Raw genomic sequence first — 5,108 nt, 5'->3', positions numbered from 1 at the left:
GAGAATGCGATAGTAGGAGCCGGGTTGACAGTAGGTTTGATTACACAGGAGTGCAATGATACAGTTCCATCGGGAGATGTGGTAAGTCAGGACCCGTTATCAGGCCAGCAAGTGGTACCGAGCACAGCCGTGAATTTGGTAGTATCCACGGGTCCGTGTCCGGTAACGGTTCCGAATGTAGTAGGTATGGCTCAGAATTCGGCGGAGGATGCGATAGTAGGAGCCGGGTTGACGGTAGGTTTGATTACACAGGAGTGCAGTGATACAGTTCCATCGGGAGATGTGATAAGTCAGGACCCGTTATCAGGCCAGCAAGTGCTACCGGGCACAGCCGTGAATTTGGTAGTATCCACGGGTCTGTGTCCCGAAGGCGAGGGAAGTCTGGAAGGGACGCCAGAAGGTACTGTAGAGGGCGAAGGAACAGCCGAAGGCTCTACGGAAGGAGTAGTAGAAGGAACACCGGAAGGTGTAGTGGAAGGCACCCCGGAAGGAGTTGTTGAAGGTAATCCAGAAGGGATTCCAGAAGGCGTGGTGGAAGGAGAAGAGGAAAAGCCACCACACAGTGCAGATCAGGATGGTGATTGGAAAATCAGCCTTAGCGAACTGTTGAGAGTAATCCAATTCTTTAACATGGGTGGTTATTATCCCTGCCCTACTGGCGAAGACGGCTACTGTCCAGGAATTATAAAGTAGCACAAATATTTTTGCCTGTGGGGAATTATTACATAATATAGCGGGGACAGACTTGTTCATGAATAGATAGATTGGATGTTAATGGTTATTTTTTTAGGGGAGCAGGGATGCTTCCACTACATTATACCTTTAGAAATAAGTAAATCAATAAAGGACACGGAGGAAAGAATGAAAATTAGAAGACACAGATGGGATTGTATGTGCTGTAAAGAAATCGTTGACGTTGAAAATGTGGGTTGAATTCTGAAAATGAAAGAGGAAACGTTTTTGACGATAATAGTTTTAATGTCAAAAAATGAGTTTTTACGGTATTTTTTTGTGATGTTTAAGGGGCAATATTTTTTTGGGAATAAAATTATTTGAAAAATGTATGTAAAAAATGGTATTTTTATATATATTAAAGATTTTAACATTTTATAAGCGGGGAATCGCTTGAGTTATTTAAAAGATAAGGTGTTTATATGTTCAATAATCCAATAAAACAAAATTTGGCTATATTGTGTTTTTGTGTTTTAGTTATTTTCTCGCTGACCTTGTTTTGTCCATCAGTTTATGGGGTTGTTAAGGCTGGTGAGTTTCATACAGCGGATAGGAATCAGGATAAGAAGATAAATCTTTCTGAGTTGTTGAGGGTAATTCAATTTTATAATATTAAGTCGTATCATTGTGACCCTAACGGTGAGGATGGGTATAATCCGGGTCCGGGTGACCAGACATGTGAGCCTCATGATAGTGATTATGAACCGACAAATCCGTGGAAGATTTCATTGATAGAATTACTTCGATTGGTTCAATTTTATAATTTATGTGGTTATGAGTTAAGTTCGACGCCAACGGAAGATGGGTATAAGCCTGTCTATTGTTATATAAATGAAGGAGAGCTGGAGGGTTCATTAGAGGGTTCATCAGAGGGTTCATTGGAGGGTTCATTGGAGGGAGTAGTAGAAGGGATATTGGAGGGTGAAGGAACTGTTGAAGGTGAGGGTGAGGTGTATACTTATGCACGAATTGTCATAGATAGACGGGATACAACACCGGGTTCAGAGATTAATATACCTTTATATTTGGAGACGGAAGGTGTTTCGTTGAATTATATTCGTTTTGATCTGACTTTTAATTACAATCGGTTGCAATATTTAGATTTTATGGAAGGAACGTCTGTTTATAATGCGGGGAAGACTTTAACTGCTGGTGAGGTGACTCCGGGAAAGTTAAGACTTACTGCGTCGGGGTCAACTTCGAAAGGTATGGTAACGGGGAGCTTTGCTGTGATACGGTTTAAGATTTCAGAGGATGCGGATTTTAATGATATTTACTCTATTTATGCGGAGAGTATTCAGGCGTATACCTATCCGGAGGGTTTGGTTTTTCCTTTATCAATATTGGCGGGATACATAAGGATTTATAGCTCTTATCCGTATCCACCTGTTGCGAGGTTTTCTGCTACGCCTACTAAGAATCTTGTAAATAGTGAGATTGAATTTCGAGATGAGAGTCGAATGGGTAATGGTGCGAATGCTACATGGCAATGGAGTTTTGGGGATGGTGGTTTTAGTGTTTTGCGAAGTCCGTTGCATGCATATACATCCCCTGGTGTTTATACAGTTACTTTAACAGTGATTACCAGTGCGGGGCAGAGTACAGAGCAGAAAGTGGGTTATATTGAGATTTTGGAAGGAACACGAATATATGTGAAGAAACCACTTGCTAAAGAAGAGGTTGAACCTGATGGATTAACATGGGCAACAGCTTTCCCCACTATTCAGGAAGGAATAGATAAAGCCTATGAGTTAGGAGGTGGAGAGGTATGGGTTGCTGGGGGTACTTATGATGAACTCAGACAGAATTATTCGGGAGCATTAATAATGAGGGAGCTGGTCAATGTTTATGGCGGATTTCTTGGTAATGAGACAGAATTGAACCAAAGAAATTATCAATTAAATCTTACTGTTATTGATGGGAGTGCATCTCGTGGTGGACAACCTGCGTGGCATGTTGTTGTTGGTGAGAATTATAGCGAGTTGAATGGATTTTTAATTACTGGTGGAAATTGCCAACTTGACAATATATACAGTGATGCTCAGGATGGTGCTGGGGTGTATGTGCCGGGCAAGAAATTTGTGGTTAAAAATTGTACTATATACAATAATAAGGCGGTTGGAGTTGGGGCGGGGATTTGTTGTATCAGTGGTAAATTATTGCTTCATAATTGTTCTGTTGTTGAAAATAAAATAGAGAATATTACGTCTGCATCTGCCTATAATTATGGTGCTGGGATGTATGCAATGGATTCTGTTCTCACTATTGATAATTGTGAATTCAGGTCAAACCAAATATCAACGAAGGGTATATGGCAGACATCAAATCGGAATATAGAGGTGGTCGCTTCGGGTGGTGGTATATTTGCATATAATTCTGATTTGTCTATAAATCATTCAACATTTGATTCTAATTCTTGTGTTGCAGAAGGTATTGGAGATGGAAATGTAGGTGGTGTTATATATGGTGCATTCGCAAAGGCATTTGGTGGTTCTATTTATATTTGGTTTGGAAATATGAAATTACAAAATTCTATATTTAAGAATAACACAGTGTCTACAAATGATCATAGTGGTTTTTCGAAAGCAAGTGCGGGGATGTTATACATGACTCGTAGTTCAGGGAAGATAATCAATGTAATTGTTTTCAGGAATAAGGCATACGATTTTACGAATTTAAATGAGAGGACAGGTGGTATTCATATTGATTTGTGTGAGAATATTGTATTTTCTAATTGTACTATGTATGGGAATCAAACGGATTCGACTTTGTCGAATCATGGGGGGGCTGTTTTTAATTATTATAGTAATGCAAGGTTTGCAAATACGATTATTTGGTCGAATTCGGGATTAGGAACCTATTCGAAGGGTAATGATGCAACATTTTTATACTGTGATACACAGCAAGTTAAGAATGGCGATGGTAATATTAGTTCTGACCCGTTATTTGTGTTTGCTACTGCGGGTAATTTGAGATTGAGTGCAAGCTCGCCGTGTATTGACCGTGGAATGGATACCAGTGGAGAGGAATGGGGAAATGTTTTGACGGACATTGATGGGAATATAAGAGGTTTTGATGCTATTCCAAGTATTACAGGGGATGGTTCTGATTATGATATGGGTGCGTATGAATATTAATTGTTAGTTATTAAGAAGTAGTTGGAATTTGCGATTTTTCTGGGAATTTGTTTTTAATGGATAGTACTTCTTCGATATTTGAGAAGAAGATATCGACTAATTGTGGGTCGAATTGTTTTCCTTTTTGTTCGGCAAAATATTCTTTAATTTCGTCAAGTGTCCATGCTTTTTTATAGACTCGTTCTACACCTAATGCGTCGAATACATCTGCAATGCCTACAATTCGACCATAGATATGTATTTCTTCTCCCTTTTTTCCTTCGGGGTAACCTGAGCCGTCAAATCGTTCATGATGTTCTAATGCGATGATGGCTGCGGATTGAAGAATTACGCCTTTGGATTTGCTTAACATGTCATATCCAATAATGGTGTGGGTTTTGATAAACTCAAATTCGTTAGGAGTTAATGGTCCGGGTTTGTTTAATATGGCATCTGGAATGCCTACTTTGCCAACATCATGAAGTGGCGATGCGAGGCGTAAAATTTCTGCTTCTTTGGGTGTTAGTCCTGATTTTAGGGCGAGGAGTTTTGAATATTCTGCTACTCTTTTTACGTGACTGCCTGTTTCTCGTGAACGTGTTTCTACAATCTCGCCGAGTGTGAATACAATTTCTCGTTGGGCTGATTCTATGTCTCGAATTAATCGTGCATTCTCTATGGCTGAGGCTCCATGGTTGGCGATAATACGTAATATTTTTAAGTCCGTTTCTGAGAATGATTCTCCATTCTCTTTATCTGTTACATTTAATACGGCTATTACATCAAGTTCGTTAATTACTAAAGGATGCGACTTAAAAAATTCGGATTTTTTACTCTGGATAGGGACGGAAATAAATGAATTGTTTTTGAGTCCTATTAATTGGTTTTTGAGTTCTGGATTTTGATTAATATCTTCTATTAAAAAAGGTTCGATATTTTGAACGACCAATCCTGAGATAGATGATGAGTCAATTGGAATAGTTTTCCCAATGATTTTTTCAGGTAATCCGACACTTGCTACAAGTTTTAGGTTTTTACCGTCTTCTGTTACGACTAAAATGGAGCCTCTTTTGGCTTGTGTGTGTTCTAATGCGGAATTGAGAATGAATTTTAATAGTTGTTCTTCATCTTTTATTGAAGAAATATTTTCACTGATTTTAAATAATTCGGTAATTTCTCTAAGTCGTGTATTTTCTTTAATAAGTCGATGTCGTTCTAAAGCGTTGTTAATTACTGCTTTTATTTCTGTGATGTTAAATG

3 protein-coding genes are annotated in these 5,108 nt (G+C 38.9%); 2 read left to right on the top strand and 1 reads right to left on the bottom strand.

Annotated elements, in window-relative coordinates:
• Nucleotides 1-693 (top strand): PASTA domain-containing protein (locus tag PLJ10_13270; GenBank protein ID HOK10616.1); only part of this gene is annotated, 693 nt, incomplete at its 5' end.
• Between the two features lie 461 nt (nt 694-1,154).
• On the top strand, nt 1,155-3,869 hold the full coding sequence (locus tag PLJ10_13265) for a PKD domain-containing protein (protein ID HOK10615.1): 2,715 nt from the start codon (nt 1,155-1,157) through the stop codon (nt 3,867-3,869).
• A 10-nt stretch (nt 3,870-3,879) separates the two neighbouring features.
• Here the strand turns inward: PLJ10_13265 and PLJ10_13260 are convergent.
• Nucleotides 3,880-5,108: HD domain-containing protein (locus PLJ10_13260; GenBank protein HOK10614.1), on the bottom strand; the 1,229-nt coding region annotated here is incomplete at its 5' end.

Source organism: Candidatus Hydrogenedens sp. (assembly GCA_035361075.1).
GTDB lineage: Bacteria > Hydrogenedentota > Hydrogenedentia > Hydrogenedentales > Hydrogenedentaceae > Hydrogenedens.
This window is presented reverse-complemented; position numbering and strand designations above follow the sequence as displayed.